Genomic DNA, 17,879 nt, shown 5'->3' on the forward strand with positions numbered 1-17,879 from the left:
ATGAGCCTTGCCCTTTCGCTTCCGTCGGTCAGAGCCGGCCGCCCCGCGGGGCGAGGTCCCAGCCGCCGCCGAGCGCCTGGTACAGCGCCACAATGGCCTGAAGCCGCGCAAGCCGCACCTGCGCCAGCGAATCCTGGCTGCCGAACAGGCTCGACTGCGTGTTGAGCACCGTCACGATGTCGACCGTGCCCTCACGCAGGCGCTGCTCCGATATCTGGTATGCGCGGCGCGAACTTTCGACGGCCTGCGCCTGTAATTCTTCCTGCCCGGCGAGTTGCCGCACCGCCACCAGCGCCCGCTCCACGTCCGCAAAGGCCGAGATCACGGCCTTGCGGTAAATCTCGAGCAACTCGCTCTCGCGTCCCCGGGCCTGGTCCAGTTGCCCCTCCAGCCGCCCACCCTGGAAGATCGGCTGCGCCAGCCCCGCCGCCAAGGTGTAAAAGCCGGCGCCAGGACCGAAAAGGCTGCTCAGCGCCGCGCTTTCGTAGCCGCCCTGTGCGGTGAGCCGGATCGACGGAAAGAACTGGGCCCTCGCGACCGTGACGTCGGCGCTGGCCGCGGCGAGCTGCTCCTCGGCCGAGCCCACGTCCGGGCGCCGGGCCAGGAGCTCGGAAGGCAGCCCGGGATTGATGCGCGGCAGCTTCACGCCGGCCGTACCGCCGCCCCGGATCGCGATGCGCTCGGGCGCGCGGCCGAGCAGCACCGCCAGCGTGGCCTTGTTCTGCTCGATCTGCTGCTCCAGCGGCGGAATGGCGGCCCGCAGCTGCGCCACCACGGTTTCCTGCTGCGCCTGGTCGAGCGACGTTCCGGTGCCCACCGTGACGCGCTGCTTGATGAGATCCAGCACGCGGGTCGCGCTCGCGAGGCTCTCGCGCGCGATCTTCAGCCGATCCTGCGCGCCGAGGATATCGAAATAGGTCGTCGCCGTGCTCGCCAGCGTCGACAGCGCCACCGTGTCGCGATCGAAGCGGCTGGCGGCCGCCAGGCGTTCGGCCGCGATCTGGGTCGCGCGGTTCTTGCCCCAGAAGTCGATCTCGTAGCTGGCGCTGAGCGCCACGTTGAGCGACCGCCGGTCCAGACCGCTCTGCCGGCCGCGGCTGGCGTCACTGGACGCGTCCAGCGTGGGGAGCAGGGCGGCGCCGGCGATGCGGGCCTGCGCGTCCGCCTGCTGGATGCGATACACGGCTGCACCGATATCGAAATTATCGGTCTCAACCGCCTCCATGATCCGCGTCAGCTCGGCGGAGCCGAACGACCGCCACCATGCGACCCGTGACGGAGCCCCGCCCGGCGCGCCCTTGGCGGCCCGGTATTGCGACGGAACATCCAGCGCCGCGTCGGGCTTCTCGATCGGGAGGCATCCCGCAAGCGCAAGCGCCGCCAGCGCCGCCGCGAGGGCGAGCCGAAGGGTGGCGAAGCGGGAACGTGGCGCCGTCAAGCCGGGTCCTTGCGAATTCGGGGGAGCCGCGACCGAGCGGCCGCGCAGGGAAAGCCTTCGCCCCTGCGCACTTGTACAGAGGCTACTGTCCAAGACTATGGGATCGCGGCGAAAAGACGGTGCTTTCCCCTCCTGTTTGCGCTCGCTTGGATCCGACCGGCTCCCGGCTGGCGCGATGCTTGCCTCCTTGTTTGGAGGTCCAAGCCGGAACGCCCCTCGTCCATGCCGAAGTCGCCGCGCATCGTGATCATCGACCAGAGCCCGGTGCGCCGGGCGATTCTCGCCGAAGGTTTACGGGAAGGCGGCTACACGGACGTGATCCATCTCGAAGGCACGGAGCGCATGGTGGAGCGCATCGTTGCGACCGAGCCTGACGTGATCGTGATTGATCTGGAGAGCCCCAGCCGCGACGTTCTGGAGCAGATGTTCCAGGTGAGCCGAGCCGTGCCCCGCCCGGTGGCGATGTTCGTGGACCAATCCGACACCGCCATGATCAACGCCGCCATTGACGCCGGCGTCTCCGCCTATGTGGTGGACGGGCTACGCAAGGACCGGGTGAAGCCGATCCTCGACATGTGCATCAGCCGTTTCAACGCCTTCTCGCGCCTCAGGGGCGAGCTCGAGCAAGCGAAGTCGCAGCTCGCCGACCGCAAGGTGATCGACCGCGCCAAGGGCATCCTGATGAAGGCCAAGGGGGTGACCGAGGAGGAGGCCTACGCGCTGCTGCGCAAGACGGCCATGAACGACAAGAAGAAGCTCGCCGAGATCGCCCAGTCGGTGGTCACCGCGGCGGAGCTCCTGCAATGACCACGCGCCTGCGCATTGGCTACATCCCGCTCGTAGACGCCACGCTGCTGCTGGTCGCCGACAAGTTCGGCTTCGCGGCCGAGGAGGGACTCGCTCTCGAGCTCGTACCGGAGGTGTCCTGGGCCAACATCCGCGACAAGCTCAACCTCGGCATCTTCGACGCCGCCCATTTGCTGGCCCCCGCCGCCATCGCGGCCAGCCTTGGGCTGGGGCAGGTGAGATCGGCGCTGGTCGCCCCGGTGGCGCTCAACCTCAACGGCAACGCCATCACGATCTCGACCTCGCTCCGGGCCGAGATGGAGGACGTGCTGGACGGCGACGCCGCCGACCCCGCCGCCACGGCCGCCGCGCTGGGGCGGATCGCGCGGGGCCGCCATCGCAACGGCCTGCCGCAGATCACGCTCGGCCACGTGTTTCCATTCTCCACGCACCACTACCAGTTGCGCGCCTGGCTGCGCTCAGGCGGCGTCGACCCGGATCAGGACGTCAACCTTGTGGTGCTTCCGCCGGCATTCATGGCCGAGAGCCTGAAAAATGGGCAGCTCGAAGGGTTCTGCGTCGGCGCGCCCTGGAACAGCATCGCGGTGGCGTCAGGCCATGCGGTGATCCTGCATCTGGGCTGCGACATCGTCCCGAACGCGCCCGAGAAGGTTCTGGCGCTGCGGGCCGAGCAGGAGGCGCGCAACCCCGAGTCGACCGCAATGCTCATCCGCGCCATCCGGCGCAGCGCCCAGTGGCTGACCCAGCCGGAAGCCAGGCGCCCGGTCGCCGCCATGCTGGCCGACACCGGGCTGTTCGGCGCATCGGAGGAGTTGCTGCTCGCGATCCTGCGCGGCTCCATCGTGACGGCGCCCGGCGCCGAGGGCCGCCCGGCGCCGGACTACATCCGGCTTGGCCCCGAGACGCTCGCGCCGAATTTAGCCCACGCGGCCTGGCTGGTGGACCGCATGGTGGAAGCCGGCCAGATGCCCGACGCACCCGAACTGCGGGACGCCGCGATGGCCACCTACCGGCCGGATTTGTTCGCGAGCGTGACGGCGCCCTGAGCCAAACCTGTTTGTTGCGGTGCACAAAGATTCAGCGGACGGGTGCTCATCAAGGCATCGGTCCGGCATCTTTGAATCTCTGCAGGAACCATAAGGTACGCAGACAAACGCCTGTGATCACGAGACAATCACGTCGCCGACGTCACTTGGCACGCCGTTTGTATCCATAAACCCAAAGCCGCCAACGCCGTCGGTTTGATCAGAGGCCCTCGCGGGCCGCCCAGCAGCGCCGCTGACCAGCCTTCCCGGCTTATCGGGAGGGCTCGTCAGCGGCGCTTTTCGTTTCAGCGGAGCCGAGCATGACCGAGCGCAAGACCCCCGAACCGAACACCACCGGCGTCAGCCGCCGCTCGTTGCTGCTGCGGGGCGGAAGCGCTCTCGGCGCGTCGGCGCTGCTCGGCGCCGTGGGGCTGAGCTTCCCGGGCGGAGCGTTCGCGCAGGGGGCCGGCCCGGAAGTCACCGGCGCCAAGCTCGGCTATATCGCGCTTACGGACGCCGCGCCGCTGATCGTCGCCAAGGAGAAGGGCCTCTTCGCCAAGCACGGCATGCCGGACGTGGACGTCGCCAAGCAGGCGTCCTGGGGCGCGACGCGCGACAACCTCGTGCTCGGCGGCGCGGCCAACGGCATCGACGGCGCGCATATCCTCACGCCGCTACCATACCTGATGTCCGCCGGCAAGGTGACGCAGAACAACGTCCCGGTGCCGATGGTGATCCTGGCCCGCCTCAACCTCGACTGCCAGGGCCTGTCCGTCTCCAACGAGTACAAGGACCTCAAGGTCGGCCTCGACGCCTCGCCGCTCAAGGCCGCCTTCGAGAAGAAGAAAGCCGACGGCAAAGACGTGAAGGTCGCGATGACCTTCCCGGGCGGCACGCACGATCTCTGGATCCGCTACTGGCTCGCGGCCGGCGGCGTCGACCCCGACAAGGACGTCTCCACCATCGTGGTGCCGCCGCCCCAGATGGTCGCCAACATGAAGGTCGGCAACATGGACGCCTTCTGCGTGGGCGAGCCGTGGAACGAGCAGCTCGTCAACCAGGGCATCGGCTTCACGGCGGCGACCACCGGCGAACTCTGGAAGGGCCACCCCGAGAAGGCGCTCGGCCTGCGCGCCGATTGGGTCGAGAAGAACCCCCGCGCAACCCGCGCGCTGCTGATGGCCGTGATGGAGGCCCAGCAGTGGTGCGAGGCCATGGCCAACAAGGACGAGCTCTCGCAGATCCTCGGCCGCCGGCAATGGTTCAACGTGCCGCCCGCCGACGTGCTCGGCCGCCTCAAGGGCGACGTGAATTACGGCAACGGCCGCAGCGCCAAGGCCACCGACCTCTACATGAAGTTCTGGGCCGGCCACGCCTCCTATCCGTTCAAGTCGCACGACGCCTGGTTCCTCGCCGAGAACGTGCGCTGGGGCAAGTTCGAGCCCACCACCGACATCAAGGCCATGGTCGCCAAGGTGAACCGCGAGGACCTGTGGCGCGACGCCGCCCAGACGCTGGGTGTGGCTGCCGCCGACATCCCGGCCACGTCGTCGCGCGGGAAAGAGACTTTCTTCGACGGCAAGGTCTTCGACCCCGAAAACCCGACCGCTTACCTCGCCAGCCTCGGCATCAAGCGCGTGGCGTGACGCTCCCCTGATCCGAGAACCGCTCCCCGGAGGCATGACCATGGGTCTCGCACTGCTCAAATCCGAAGCTTCGGCGCAAGCCGCAGCCGCCAGCGCCAAGCCGGCCGCGGCCGCGGCCGTGGTCGCCTTCGCGGCTCCGCGCCGGTCGGTCTCCAACCGGTTCCGCCCGGTGTTGCGCTGGGTCGGCTTCAACGTCGTGCCGCCGCTGGTGACGCTCGCCGTCATGCTGCTGGTCTGGCAGATCCTGTGCGACAGGCCGGGCGCCACGCTCCCGGCCCCGTCCGTGATCTGGAAGGAAGCGCGCGATCTCATCGTATCGCCGTTCTTTGATCTCGGCAGCCAGGACATCGGCCTTGGCTGGCGCGTGCTGGTCTCGCTCCAGCGCGTCGCGATCGGGTTCGGGCTGGCGGCGGTCGCCGGCATTCTGATGGGCTCGCTGATCGGCCAGTCCGAATGGGCGATGCGGGGCCTCGACCCCATCTTCCAGGTGCTCCGCACCGTGCCGCCGCTCGCCTGGCTGCCGATCGCCCTGGCGGCGTTCCGCGACAGCCAACCGTCAGCGATCTTCGTGATCTTCATCACGGCGATCTGGCCGATCATCATCAACACGGCGGTTGGCATCCGCAACATCCCGCAGGACTACCGCAACGTCGCCGCCGTCCTGCGGCTGAACTCCTTCGAGTTCTTCTGGACCATCATGCTGCCGTCGGCCGCGCCGTACATCTTCACGGGTCTTCGCATCGGCGTCGGCCTGTCCTGGCTCGCCATCGTGGCGGCCGAGATGCTCACCGGCGGCGTCGGCATCGGCTTCTTCATCTGGGACGCCTGGAATTCGTCGCGGCTGCCCGACATCATCGTCGCGCTCGCCTATATCGGCCTGGTCGGCTTCGCGCTGGACCGGCTGGTCGGCGCGCTCGGCTCCCTCGTCACCCGCGGCGCGTCCGCAAGCTGAGGAGCCGCCATCATGACGACCGCCTCCGACAAGCCCTATCTCAAGCTCGACCACGTCGGCAAAAGCTTCACCCGCGCGGGCGTGACCTCCGAGGTGCTGAAGGACGTCAGCCTGACGATCGACCGCAACGAGTTCGTGTCGATCATCGGCCACTCCGGCTGCGGCAAGTCCACGTTGCTGAACCTCGTGGCGGGCCTCACGCAGGTCTCCACCGGCGCGGTGCTGCTGGAGGAGCGCGAGGTCAACAGCCCCGGCCCGGACCGCGCCGTGGTGTTCCAGAACCACTCGCTGCTGCCCTGGCTGAGCGTCTACGCCAATGTCCGGCTCGGCGTCGACAAGGTGTTCGGCTCCAAGAAGACCCGCGCCGAGCGGCACGACTGGACCATGCACAATCTGGAGCTCGTCCAGATGGCGCACGCCAAGGACAAGCGCCCCTCCGAGATCTCCGGCGGCATGAAGCAGCGCGTCGGCATCGCCCGCGCGCTCGCGATGGAGCCCAAGGTGCTGCTGCTCGACGAACCCTTCGGCGCGCTGGACGCGCTCACGCGCGCCCACCTGCAGGACTCGCTGATGCAGATCCACGCGTCGCTCGGCAACACCGTGATCATGATCACGCACGACGTGGACGAAGCCGTGCTGCTCTCCGACCGCATCGTGATGATGACCAACGGCCCCTCCGCCCGCATCGGCGAGGTGTTGACCGTGGAGCTGCCCCGCCCGCGCAAGCGGCTCGAGATGGCGGCGCATCCCACTTACCTGAAAGCTCGCGAATCCGTGCTGCGCTTCCTCTACGAGCGCCACCGCTTCGTGGAAGCCGCGTGAGCGCGATGGCGATGCCTCGCCTCATGACGTCGCCGGGGCCGGTCTCCCATACCCCTCATCCTGAGGAGCTGGCCCCCTTGGGCCAGCGTCTCGAAGGACGAGGGGCTCCAGCGAACCGCGCTGTCTCCGCCTTCTGGATCCCCTCGTCCTTCGAGACGCCCTGCTGCGCAGGGCTCCTCAGGATGAGGGGGGCTGAAGTTGTCGCAAGGTTCCGATCATGAGCGAGCCCCTCGTGGTTGTCGGAAACGGCATGGTGGCGGCGCGCCTCGTGGAGGAGATCTCCACCCGGGCGCTCGGCCGCTACAGCATCCTCGTCGTCGGCGAGGAGCCGCGTCCGGCCTATAACCGCGTGCTGCTGTCGTCGCTGCTGGCCGACGAGATCGCGGACGCGGACCTGGAGCTGAAGCCCGCCGCCTGGTGGCGCGCCAAGGGCGTCAGCACCCTGTTCGGCCGCGCCGTGACGGCGATCAACCGGGAGGCGAAGACGGTCGCGCTCAGCGATGGCCGTGTGCTGCCTTACGGCAAGCTCGTGCTGGCGACGGGCTCGCGACCCATCCGCCTGCCCAAGCCCGGCATGGACCTGCCCGGCGTGATCACCTTCCGCGATGTTGCAGACGTCGACGCCATGCGGGCCGCCGCCCGCCGGGGCTGCCGCGCGGTGGTGATCGGCGGCGGGCTGCTTGGGCTGGAAGCCGCCTACGGCCTCGCCAAGGCGAGCGTGCCGGTGACGCTGATCCACCTCATGGACCGCCTAATGGAGCGCCAACTCGACGCGCCCGCGGCCGCGCTGCTGGCCGACGCCATGCGCCGGAACGGCGTCGAGGTTGTACTGCAGGCCGACACCGCCCGGGTGATCGGAACCGAGCGCGCCGAAGGCGTCGAGCTCACGGACGGGCGCGTGCTGCCGGCCGACCTTGTGGTTTGCGCCGTGGGCGTGCGCCCCAACGCCGACCTCGCCCGCGCGGCGGGGCTCGACGTCGGCCGCGGCGTCCAGGTCAATGACGGCCTGATCGCGTCCGATCCCGCCATCCACGCCATCGGCGAATGCGCCGAGCATCGCGGCGCCTGCTACGGCCTCGTGGAGCCCGGCTACGAGATGGCGGCCGCGCTGGCGCGCCGGCTCTCCGGTGACGCCTGGGCGGTCTACGGGGGCTCGGTGCTCTCCACCAACCTCAAGGTCTCGGGCGTCCCGGTTTTCTCCGCCGGCGACTTCTCGGGCGGGGAGGGGACGCAGGACCTCGTGTTCACCGATGCGGCCGCCGGCGTTTACCGCCGCGTGGTGCTGAAGGGCTCCGCCGTGGTCGGCGCCGTGCTGGTCGGCGACGCCACGGACGCCCTCTGGTACCGCGACCTCATCCGCTCGGGCGAGAGCGTCGCCTCCATGCGCCATTCGCTGGTCTTCGGCCGCGCCTTCTGCGCCGAAGCCGCCCCCCTCCTCGAAGCCGCCTGAGGTTCCCATGGGCGACGATTTCACCCCCGACCAGAAGCGCTACCTCGAAGGCTTCGTGTCCGGCGTCCAAGCGTCGCGCGCCTCCAAGGGCCTGGCCACGATCGGCGGCGCAGGCGCGCCCCCGGCCGGCGAGGCGGGCCATGATGGCCCGGACACGATCCACCTCGAAGCGCAGGACCGCACCACCGCGGCCGGCAAGAAGCTCGTCGACCAGGAGAAGTGGAAGCGCGAGGAGCATCCCTTCGACGCCTATCCGCGGCTGAAGGAGCAGGCGAGGGCGGACCAGTTCCCCAAGCCCGCCGACAACTTCCGCTGGCGCTATTACGGCCTGTTCTACGTCGCGCCCGCGCAGGACAGCTACATGTGCCGCCTGCGCATCCCCAACGGCATCCTCAAGGCGCACCAGTTCGAGGGCGTCGCCGACCTCGCCGAGCGCTGCGGCGGCGGCTACGCGCACGCCACCACGCGCGCCAACCTGCAGTTTCGTGACATCCCGGCCCGCTGCGCCATCGACGTCGTGGAAGGCTTGATCGACCTCGGCCTCACGGCCCGGGGCTCGGGCGCCGACAACATCCGCAACGTCACCGGCGACGCCACCGCCGGGATCGACCCGCAGGCGCTGCTGGACACGCGCCCCTACGCCCGCGAGTGGCACTTCCACATCATCAACGACCGGGCGCTTTATGGGCTGCCGCGCAAGTTCAACGTCTCCTTCGACGGCGGCGGCCGCGTGCCGACGCTGGAGGACACCAACGACATCGGCTTTCAGGCGGTCCAGGTTCTGGACGGCGCCGGCGTCGAGCCCGGCGTCTGGTTCCGGCTCATCCTGGGCGGCATCACGGGCCACCGCGATCTCGCCCGCGACACGGGCGTGCTGGTGAAGCCGGAGGACGCCACCAAGGTCGCGGACGCCATCGTGCGCGTCTTCATTCGCGAGGGCGACCGCACCAATCGGGCGAAGTCGCGCCTGAAATATGTGTTGGATTCCTGGGGCTTCAGCAAATTTCTTGCTGCAGTTGAATCAGAACTTCAGCTGCAGCTCCCGCGTGTCGACGCCGCCTTCGTGGCGCCGCGCCCGGCGCAGGACCGGCAGGCCCATATCGGCGCCCACCCGCAAATTCAGCCCGGCCTGAATTGGCTCGGCGTGGTGCTGCCCGTCGGCAAGATGACGTGCGAGCAGATGCGCGGCCTCGCCGCCCTGGCGGGCGACATGGGTGACGGCGACATCCGCCTCACCGTCTGGCAGAACCTGCTGATCTCCGGCGTGCCGGACGCCCGGCTCGAGGCCGCAAAGCGGCGCATCGAGGTGCTCGGGCTCGGCTGGAAGGCGACCAGCGTGCGCGCCGGCCTTGTCGCCTGCACGGGCAGTAAGGGCTGCCGCTTCGCCGGAGCCGACACCAAGGGCACGGCCGAGGACATCGCCGGCTGGTGCGAGGAGCGCGTCGCGCTCGACCAGCCGGTCAACATCCACGTCACGGGCTGCCACCACTCCTGCGCCCAGCACTATATCGGCGACATCGGCCTCATCGGCGCGCGCGTCTCCGTCAACGACGACGGCGACACCGTGGACGGCTACCACCTCGTGGTCGGCGGCGGCTTCGGGGAAACCGGCGCGATCGGCCGCGAGGTGCTGCGCGACGTGAAGGCCACTGACGCGCCCGCTGCCGTTGAAGGGCTTCTCCAAGCCTGGACGCAGCATCGCGCCGACCCGGCCGAGAGCTTCCAGTCCTTCACCCGCCGCCACGAGCCCGACGCGCTCGCCGCCTTCGCGCAGGGAGGCGCCGCATGAGCATCACCATGCCGACGACCTTCGCCACCCCGGTGCTGCCCGACAGCGCGCCGTTTTCGCCCGAGCAGCGCTCCTGGCTAAACGGCTTCTTCGCGGGCTTGCTGTCGCTCGACGGAGCCGGCGTCGCGGCGCTTACGCCCGCGGAGGGCGCAAGCCTGCTGGGGGGCTCGCCCGCCGCCGAGGACGACGACGCGCCCTGGCACGACCAGACGCTCCCCATCGCCGAGCGCATGTCGCTGGCCGAGGGCAAGCCGCTGCCCCGGCGCATGATGGCCGCCATGGCGCAGCAGGATTGCGGGCAGTGCGGCTATGTCTGCGAGACCTACGCCAAGGCGCTGGCCGACGGGGCCGAGAAGCGTCTGAACCTGTGCGCGCCCGGCGGCAAGGAAACGAACCGCATGCTGAAGAAGCTTGCGGAGGAGCTGGGCGACGCTCCCGCCGCCACGGCGCCGGCCGTCCTTGCGGGCGCTGAGGCGCCGGCCGAGGAGCCGCGCGGCTACTCGCGCGATGCGCCAGCCCCGGCCGTGTTCCTGTCCCGCCGCCGCTTAAACCAGGAAAGCTCCGCCAAGGAGACCCACCACATCGAGTTCGACCTCAGTCGCGCCGGCGTTGCGTATGAGCCCGGCGACGCCTTCGGGATCTATCCGAACAACCCGGTCGCGCTGGTGAAGAGCATCGGCCGCCACCTCGGCATCCCGCTCGGCGAGCCCATCACGGCCCAGGGCCAGACCCGCAGCCTCGGCGACTGGCTCACCCACGTGAAGGCGCTGTCGCCCGCGCCCGACGCGCTGTTCGCGCTGCTCGCGCAGGAAGCCGCCGACGCGGGCGAAAAGGCGAAGCTCTCCCGCATGGCCGAAGGTGAGGGCGCCGACGGCTACGACGTGCTCGCCGCCCTTCTGGCCTTTCCGCACCTCGCGCCCTCGCCCTACCGCCTGATCGAGGCGCTCGATCCGCTCGCCCCGCGGCTCTATTCGATCTCGTCCTCGCCCCGCGCCAACCCCGGCCGCGTCAGCCTCACGGTGGACGTGGTGCGCTACCAGGTGGACGAGCGCGTGCGCTTTGGCGTCGCCTCCACGTTCCTGGGCGCGCGCGTGCGCGAGGGCGACCCCGTCCGCATCTACATCCAGAAGGCCCACGCCTTCGGCCTGCCGCAGGATCCGACGACCCCCATCATCATGGTCGGCCCCGGCACCGGCATCGCGCCGTTCCGGGCGTTTCTGCAGGATCGGTTGGTGACGCGCGCCAAGGGCGAGGCGTGGCTGTTCTTCGGCCACCAGCGCGAGGCGTCGGATTTTTTCTACCGGGAGGAGCTGGAGGAGTTCCAGCGCAAGGGCGCGCTCACCCGCCTCTCGACCGCCTGGTCCCGTGACGCCGGGCCCAAGACCTACGTGCAGGACCGCATGCGCGAGCAGGGCGCCGACCTGGCCGACTGGCTCGACCGCGGCGCGCACTTCTACATCTGCGGCGACGCCACCCGCATGGCCAAGGACGTCGAGACCGCGCTCGCCGACATCCTGGTCGCCCACAGGGGCCAGGACGAGGCAGCCGCACGCGCCGCCATCGCGGCCCTCAAGGCGCAGGGTCGCTATCAGGCGGACGTGTACTGATGACCGCCACCCGCACAACCTGCCCCTATTGCGGCGTCGGCTGCGGCGTGGTCGCCACGCCGGATGGGCAGGGCGGCGCCGCCATCGCGGGCGATCCCGAGCATCCGGCGAATTTCGGGCGGCTTTGCTCCAAGGGGTCGGCGCTGGGAGAGACGCTCGGCCTCGAGACGCGCCTGCTCCACCCGATGATGCGCGACGCGGGCGGCGCCCTGCGGCGCGCGAGCTGGGACGCGGCGCTGGATCGCGTTGCCGAGGGCTTCGCGACAGCCATCCGCCGCCACGGCCCAGACAGCGTCGCGTTCTACCTCTCCGGCCAGCTCCTGACCGAGGACTACTACGTCGCCAACAAGCTGATGAAGGGCTTCATCGGCTCAGGCAATGTCGACACCAACTCGCGCCTTTGCATGGCGTCGTCGGTGGCCGGCCACAAGCGCGCGTTCGGGTCCGACACCGTGCCGGGCTGCTACGACGACCTCGACGAGGCCGACCTGCTGGTGCTGGTCGGCTCCAACGCGGCCTGGTGCCACCCGGTGCTTTGGCAGCGCATGCAGAAGTCCCGGGAGCGTGGCGCCCGCATGGTGGTGATCGACCCGCGCGGAACCGCGACCGGGGAGGGAGCGGACACTCATCTCGCCATCCGGCACGGAACCGACGCCGTGCTCTTCGCCGGGCTGCTCGTGCACCTGGCGGACGCACGCGCCGCCGCGCTGCCCTTCATCGCCGACCACACGTCCGGCTTCGCGCTGGCGCTGGCGGCCGCGCGGGCGCTCGCCCCCAACCTCGCCGAAGTCGCGGCCAAGACCGGGCTTGCTGCCGCCGACCTGCGGGCCTTCTTTTCCGAATGGGCCTCCACGGAGCGCGTCGTCACGCTCTACTCGCAGGGCGTGAACCAGGCGGTCGCCGGTACCGACAAGGTCAACGCCATCATCAACTGCCACCTCGCGACCGGCCGCATCGGTCGGCCCGGCATGGGGCCGTTCTCGCTTACAGGCCAGCCCAACGCCATGGGCGGGCGCGAGGTCGGCGGCCTGGCCAACCAGCTCGCGGCCCATATGGGCTTTTCGCCCAGCGAGGTGGACCGCGTCGGCCGCTTCTGGGGCGCGCCCATGATGGCGACCCGCGAGGGCCGGAAGGCGGTCGACCTGTTCGACGCCATCGAGCGGGGAGCGATCAAGGCGCTCTGGGTGATGGGCACGAACCCTACCGTGAGCCTGCCCCGCGCCGACGCTGCTCGCGCCGCCATGGCGAAGCTCGACCTGCTGGTCGTGTCCGAAAACGTTCTGTCCACCGACTCCTCCGCCGCCGCGCACGTGCTGCTGCCCGCCGCCGCATGGGGCGAAAAGGACGGCACGGTCACGAACTCCGAGCGGCGCATCTCCCGCCAGCGGCCCTTCCTGCCGATGCCCGGCGAGGTCCGGCCCGATTGGCAGGCCTTGGCGGGCGTCGCGGCACGGCTCGGATGGGGCGAAGCCTTCGCGTTTGACGGCCCAGCGGCCATATTCCGCGAGCATGCGGCGCTGTCCGCCTTTGAAAACGCTGGCGCGCGCGACTTCGACATCGGCGGGTTGGCGACGCTTTCCGACGCCGCCTACGAAGCCTTCGAGCCGACGCAATGGCCCGTGCGCCGCCCTGCCCACCCTCCCCTTGAGGGGGAGGGTCGCCGCGAAGCGGCGGGGTGGGGTGAAGGTCGTGCAGGGCGCGATCCGGCCGTAAGCAGCTCGATGCCCGGCGTCACCCCACCCCGCCGGTCTTTGGCCGTCGACCCTCCCCCTCAAGGGGAGGGTGGGGCTGCGCCCTCGGTTGCGGAACCCCGGGGGACGGCCCGCCTCTTCGCCGACGGCCGGTTCTTCACCCCGGACCGGCGCGCCCGTTTCGTCGCGATCGCCGCGGCCCAGCCGCCCCGCGTCACACCGGAGCATCCGCTTGTTTTGAACACCGGCCGCGTCCGCGACCAGTGGCACACGATGATGCGCACCGGGCTTTCGCCCCGCCTCGGCGGGCATCGGCCCGAGCCGACGCTGGAGGTCCATCCCGACGACGCGGACCGCTTCGGCCTGAGCGACGGCGGGCTCTGCCGTGTTTCCTCCGTTCACGGAGCCGCCACGCTCCGCGTCGCCGTCTCAATGGCCCAAACCCCCGGGACGGTGTTCGCGCCCATTCACTGGAACGACGAGACGGCCGCGGACGCCCGCGTGGGCGCGCTGGTGCACGCGGTCGTGGATCCGTTCTCCGGTCAGCCGGATGCCAAGGCCACGGCCTGCGCGGTCGCGCCCGTCGCGTCGACGCTGAGCGGCTTCGTGCTGTCGCGTCGCCGGATCACGCTGCCCCGACGCATGTTCTGGGCGTGGAGCGCCATCGTGGGCGGATACGTCGCGCGCCTTGCGGGTAACGGAGCCGCGGCCGAGATACTCGCAGCCCTGGAGGCCGCGCTGCCGGGATGCGAAATAGCCCGCTATATCGACGCCGAGCACGACGTCGGGCGCGCGGCCCTGATCGTCGACGGGCGTCTGGAAGCGGTCGTCTACACGGCCCCGGCCGGCCAGGAACCCGGCTGGGCCGGCCTCCTCGATCTCTGGGCGAAGCCAAAACTCGAGCGGCGCGATCGGCTCGCGGTGCTTTCGGGCGCGGCCGGGCCCGCCGGCTCCGACGATGGCCCGCTCGTGTGCGCCTGCTTCGGCGTCAGCGAAAACCGCGTCCGCGCTGCGGTCGCGGGCGGCTGCCGCGACCCAGCCTCGCTCGGAGCGGCCTTGAAGGCGGGCACGAATTGTGGCTCCTGCATCCCGGAACTGAAGCGCCTCGTCGCGGCCGCAGACCGACCGATGGCGCTCGCCGGAGAGTGAGCAAATGACCGCGCGTCCGCGTCGCCCGACGCCGACAGCCCCCGCCCGCATCGCCGCGCTCGCGGCCTTGCCGCTGTTCCACAAGCTGGAAGGGCGCCGCGTCGTGCTGGCTGGCGGCGGAGACGGCGCGGCGTGGAAAGCCGAGCTGCTGGCGGCCGCGGGCGCAGTTGTAGAGGTCTATGCCGCCGAGCCGGGCGACGCCATGCGGGAGATGGCGGAGCGCGAGCACCCGGGGCGTGTGGTTCTGATGGGTCGCCCCTGGACTCCGGATGTCCTGCGCGCCGCCGCAATGGCGATCGCGGACGTGGAAGGCGAGGCTGAGGCGCAGGCGTTCCGCTGCGCCGGGCGATTTGCGGGCGTGCCCGTCAATGTGGTCGACAAGCCGGCCTTCTGCGATTTTCAGTTCGGCTCCATCGTCAACCGCTCGCCGCTGGTGATTGGCATATCGACCGACGGCGCCGCGCCCGTGTTCGGTCAGGCGATCCGCGCCCGCATCGAGGCGCTCCTGCCCGACGGCCTCAAGGCCTGGGCGGAAGCCGCCAAGCTGTGGCGCCCCTTTGTTCAGCAGCGCGAGCTGCCGTTCCGCTTGCGCCGCGCTTTCTGGGAGCGCTTCACCGACCGCGCGCTCGCGCGTCCCGACGCCGCGCCGCAAGACGCCGATCGGGACGCCATGATGGAGGTGCTCGAGACGATCGCGACCGAGCGCGCGTCGCCAGTCGGCTCGGCCGTGTTCGTCGGCGCGGGACCGGGGGATCCGGAACTGCTGACACTCAAGGCCGTCCGCGCGCTGCAATCGGCCGATGTCGTGCTGTTCGACGATCTGGTGGACGGCCGCATTCTCGATCTCGCCCGGCGCGAGGCCGAGCGCATCGGGGTCGGCAAGCGCGGCCATCGCCCGTCCTGCAAGCAGGACGAGATCACCGCCCTGATCGTCGAGTTGGCGCTGGCCGGCCGCCGGGTGGTCCGCCTTAAGGGCGGCGACCCGGCCGTGTTCGGGCGGCTCACCGAGGAGCTCGACGCCTGCCGCGACGCCGGCGTGCCCACCGAAGTCGTCCCCGGCATCACGGCCGCGTTCGGGGCCGCCGCTTCGCTTGGCGTCTCGTTGACGGAGCGCAGCGCCGCCCGCCGCCTCCAGTTCGTCACGGCGCACAGCCAGGACGGCTCGCTGCCGCAGGATCTCGACTGGAAGGCTCTGGCGGATCCCCGCGCCTCCACGGTGGTGTATATGGGCGTGCGCACGGCGCCGGCGCTGGTCGAGCGCCTGCTGGCCGAAGGCTTGCCGGCGGCGTCCCGCGTTCTGCTGGTGGAGCGCGCCACGACCGAGACGCAGGCGGTGCGCTCCTGCGCGCTCGCCGAATTGCCCGGCGTCCTCGCCGCGGACCCGCCGAGCGGGCCATGTCTGATCATCCTCGGCGCCCCGGCAGCCCAATACGCGGCGCTTGCCACCCTCGGGGCGTAACGCGCTCCGCTCTTTCGGCGAACCTCCCCGGCCTCCCGGCGTTGAACCGCGTGTTTCAGCCCCAAGGAGGATCGCTATGCGGATTTCAGAGGTGATGACCCGCGACCCCGTCGCCATCGCGCCGGAGCGCAGCCTGCGCGAGGCCGCGCGGCTCATGGACGATCTGAATGTCGGCTCCTTGCCAGTGCAGCATCGCGGCCAGGTGGTCGGCCTGATCACCGACCGCGACATCGTGGTGCGCGCCATCGCGACGGGCCGCGACCCGAACGACACGCCCGTATTTGAGGTCATGACCGAGCAGCCGCATTGCTGCTTCGAGGACGAGGACATCTCGCACGTTGTGGACGTCATGCAGGAGCTGCAGGTCCGCCGCGTCCCCGTGCTCGACCGAAGCCGCCGCCTGATCGGCATGGTGGCGCTGGGCGACCTCGTCGAGGACAATGCTCCTGGCGCGGAGGAAGCGCTGGGCCGCATCTCCACTCCCGCGCAGCCTGATCGCTCTGGAACGCCTTCGAGCGGCAGAACCCGTGGCGGCGAGCGCGACGCGCCGCTCTCGGACGACGAGCGCCGGGAACTCTCCCGACGCGCTCAACGCTGGGAGCGTGACGCACCCCGCCGCGACCGTCAGCAACGCGACGATTTCCGCACCCGTGACGACAATGGCGCCGACATGGACCAGTTTGAACGTCGTAGTCGCCAGGATGGCCGCTTCCGCCTCCGCGACGAGGACGACGTTCGCTCGAGCTTTGGTTCCGCCGGCTCCATGCCCGGAGAAGGACGCGGCGCGCCGGAACCGCGCGGCGCGGGCCAGCAAGGCTACGATTCCTTCGGGGAGGACTACGGGCGCGGCGCCCGCTTCTTCCGCGACGACGCCGGGAGGGCCTCTGCGGCGCAGGCCGGCTTTGACGACGAAGACCGCGAGGGGCGTGGCATCCGGACGGTCTCGGTCCGCACTCGCCACCTGTCCGAACAGGAACGCGACCCGAACTACAACCGCCGACGCGACCAAGAGGGCCAGGATGACCCTTGGATGAGCACCGTGCGGCGCATGCACCAGCAACGGCGCGCCTAAGGCTCCACGGCCGCCAAAAATCGTGCGAACAGCAGGTCGGCGCAGATCAGGTCGAGGTGACCACCGCCGGCGTTCTTGTAGAGCGTGACGTCGTCCGGCCCGGTTCGGCCCCGGACGGCGCCCTGCGCGAGATCGGCCAGTTCGCCGCGAATATGGTCGGCCGTGATCGCTCCCGAGGCGATAGGCCCGGCGATGTCGCCCGCTACCAGCGCGAAGCGGCGGGTGTCCACGAACACGCGCGATCGGCGCACGGCCTCGTCGTCGGCCTCGCGCATGCCGGCCGTGAACGACCCGACGAGATCCACATGGGCGCCCGGACGCAGCCACTCGCCGCGCAGCAAAGGCTCCTGAGCAGAGGTCGCACAGCAAACGATGTCCGCGTCCTCAACGGCGTCCCGGGGTGCAGCCGCCGCGAGGGCGTCCAGCCCTTCGTCCCGAAGGGTCGCGGCCAGCGCCTCGGCGCGTTCGGGCGTGCGATTCCAGATCGAGACGGCGGCGATGGGCCGGACGGCGCACATCGCGCGGATCTGCCAAATGGCCTGCCCGCCGGCGCCCAAAATCGCGAGCCGCCGGGCGTCGGGCCGCGCCAGCAGCGACGCGCCGGCCGCCGAATCAGCGGCAGTCTTGCGGAAGGTCAGCGCCGGCCCGTCGATGAGGCAGACAGGGTGACCGTCTCCACCGTCGAACAAAACGTAAAGGCCGCCGATCGCGGCTTTGCCCGCGCGCGCGTTGCCGGGGAAAACCGTGACCAGCTTGATGCCGAGCGATTGGCCGGGGCGCCACGCCGGCCAAACCAGGAAATGCTCGTGCTCGCCCGTCGGCAAAGGCCGGCTCATCAACAAGCGCTCGGCCCCCGGCATCGCGCTGCGGTGAGCGGCAAGCAGGCCTTCCACCAAAACGTCGAAAGGCAGCAGCCGATGGACCTCGTCGGCCTTGATATGCGGGACCGATCGCACCGTTCGCCCTCAACCA

The 17,879-nt window shown here is 70.2% G+C and carries 13 protein-coding genes; 11 read left to right on the forward strand and 2 right to left on the reverse strand.

The genetic code is table 11. The features are described 5' to 3' along the window. Nucleotides 1–28 precede the first annotated feature (28 nt). Nucleotides 29–1,438, reverse strand: a complete 1,410-nt coding sequence (locus IEV99_RS05630; protein ID WP_188516706.1) for an efflux transporter outer membrane subunit — start codon at nt 1,436–1,438, stop codon at nt 29–31. 222 nt (nt 1,439–1,660) lie between these two features. Between IEV99_RS05630 and IEV99_RS05635 the strand changes: the two genes are divergently transcribed. The 11 genes from IEV99_RS05635 to IEV99_RS23660 all read left to right on the forward strand — a co-directional run bounded on the left by IEV99_RS05635 (nt 1,661) and on the right by IEV99_RS23660 (nt 16,907). Further along, nucleotides 1,661–2,245 carry an ANTAR domain-containing response regulator gene (locus tag IEV99_RS05635; protein WP_188516707.1) on the forward strand — a complete coding sequence of 195 codons (585 nt, stop codon included), beginning with the start codon at nt 1,661–1,663 and terminating at the stop codon, nt 2,243–2,245. Continuing rightward, entirely contained in the window at nt 2,242–3,291 is a 1,050-nt protein-coding gene (locus IEV99_RS05640; RefSeq protein WP_188516708.1) for a CmpA/NrtA family ABC transporter substrate-binding protein, read from the forward strand. Before IEV99_RS05635 ends, IEV99_RS05640 begins: the two co-directional genes overlap by 4 nt. 299 nt (nt 3,292–3,590) lie before the next feature. Further along, complete coding sequence (locus IEV99_RS05645; protein ID WP_188516709.1) at nt 3,591–4,916, forward strand: CmpA/NrtA family ABC transporter substrate-binding protein; 1,326 nt, start codon at nt 3,591–3,593, stop codon at nt 4,914–4,916. A 40-nt stretch (nt 4,917–4,956) separates the two neighbouring features. Continuing rightward, entirely contained in the window at nt 4,957–5,868 is a 912-nt protein-coding gene (ntrB, locus tag IEV99_RS05650) for a nitrate ABC transporter permease (RefSeq protein ID WP_188516710.1), read from the forward strand. A 12-nt stretch (nt 5,869–5,880) separates the two neighbouring features. After that, on the forward strand, nt 5,881–6,690 hold the full coding sequence (locus IEV99_RS05655) for an ABC transporter ATP-binding protein (RefSeq protein ID WP_188516711.1): 810 nt from the start codon (nt 5,881–5,883) through the stop codon (nt 6,688–6,690). 217 nt (nt 6,691–6,907) lie between these two features. Then, on the forward strand, nt 6,908–8,140 hold the full coding sequence (locus IEV99_RS05660; protein WP_188516712.1) for an NAD(P)/FAD-dependent oxidoreductase: 1,233 nt from the start codon (nt 6,908–6,910) through the stop codon (nt 8,138–8,140). 7 nt (nt 8,141–8,147) lie between these two features. Continuing rightward, nucleotides 8,148–9,929, forward strand: coding sequence for a NirA family protein (locus IEV99_RS05665; protein ID WP_188516713.1), 1,782 nt, complete (start codon nt 8,148–8,150; stop codon nt 9,927–9,929). Further along, a complete protein-coding gene (locus tag IEV99_RS05670; RefSeq protein ID WP_188516714.1) occupies nt 9,926–11,536 on the forward strand; it encodes a sulfite reductase subunit alpha in 1,611 nt (536 codons plus the stop codon). The genes IEV99_RS05665 and IEV99_RS05670 overlap by 4 nt, the downstream gene beginning before the upstream one ends. Further along, a complete protein-coding gene (locus IEV99_RS05675) occupies nt 11,536–14,376 on the forward strand; it encodes a nitrate reductase (protein WP_188516715.1) in 2,841 nt (946 codons plus the stop codon). Before IEV99_RS05670 ends, IEV99_RS05675 begins: the two co-directional genes overlap by 1 nt. 4 nt (nt 14,377–14,380) lie before the next feature. Beyond that, nucleotides 14,381–15,835 carry a siroheme synthase CysG gene (cysG, locus tag IEV99_RS05680; RefSeq protein ID WP_188516716.1) on the forward strand — a complete coding sequence of 485 codons (1,455 nt, stop codon included), beginning with the start codon at nt 14,381–14,383 and terminating at the stop codon, nt 15,833–15,835. A 76-nt stretch (nt 15,836–15,911) separates the two neighbouring features. Beyond that, nucleotides 15,912–16,907 carry a CBS domain-containing protein gene (locus IEV99_RS23660; protein WP_210318623.1) on the forward strand — a complete coding sequence of 332 codons (996 nt, stop codon included), beginning with the start codon at nt 15,912–15,914 and terminating at the stop codon, nt 16,905–16,907. Here IEV99_RS23660 and IEV99_RS05690 read toward each other — a convergent pair. Next, the gene (locus tag IEV99_RS05690; protein WP_188516717.1) at nt 16,904–17,863 is read right to left on the reverse strand and encodes an ornithine cyclodeaminase family protein; all 960 of its coding nucleotides are present in this window, start codon (nt 17,861–17,863) and stop codon (nt 16,904–16,906) included. The two genes, IEV99_RS23660 and IEV99_RS05690, sit on opposite strands and share 4 nt — an antisense overlap. Between the last annotated feature and the right edge of the window lie 16 nt (nt 17,864–17,879).

Source organism: Alsobacter metallidurans (assembly GCF_014636935.1).
Taxonomy (GTDB): domain Bacteria; phylum Pseudomonadota; class Alphaproteobacteria; order Rhizobiales; family Beijerinckiaceae; genus Alsobacter; species Alsobacter metallidurans.